General features: G+C 58.7%; 1 protein-coding gene. It reads left to right on the forward strand.

Annotated features, from left to right (window positions below):
* On the forward strand, window positions 1-418 hold a 418-nt coding region (locus FEM54_RS33705), incomplete at its 5' end, for an amidohydrolase family protein (protein ID WP_138454416.1).
* Window positions 419-550: the final 132 nt, after the last annotated feature.

The raw sequence follows: 550 nt of genomic DNA on the forward strand, positions 1-550 counted from the left end.
ACTGTTTACCCACGGCAGCGCTTGGTTCTCGTCGGAGCAGGGCAAGAAGGGCCAGATCAAGGTTGGGCAACTGGCGGATGTGGCGGCGTTGTCGGCGGACTTTTTCAGTGTTGATGAAGAGGCGATCAAGTGGATTGAGTCGGTGTTGACGGTGGTGGGCGGCAAGGTGGTGTATGGCGCTGGCGACTTTGAAGATTTCGCGCCGCCGCAGGTGCCGGTGTTGCCGGACTGGTCGCCGGTGGTCAAGGTGCCGGGGCATTGGCGGCCGAGTTCGCCGTTACAGGCGCAGGTGCATCAATGCAGTGGGCCTTGTGGTGTGCATGCCCATGGGCATGAGAAGGCGCGGCTTTCGAGCGTTCCTGTCAGCGATTTTCAAGGTTTTTGGGGGGCGTTTGGGTGTTCGTGTTTTGCCTTTTGATTGCTTATGTGGGGGGCATATCCGTTGCTGCGGTAACGGCTTCTATTGGTTCCGCTCTTACAGCGGGTCACTTTTGGCAAACGCCCCAAAAGTAACCAAAAGGTCTGTGCCCCACCACTCGGCCCCTCGCTT

The organism is Pseudomonas edaphica (assembly GCF_005863185.1).
In the GTDB taxonomy this organism is placed as follows: domain Bacteria; phylum Pseudomonadota; class Gammaproteobacteria; order Pseudomonadales; family Pseudomonadaceae; genus Aquipseudomonas; species Aquipseudomonas edaphica.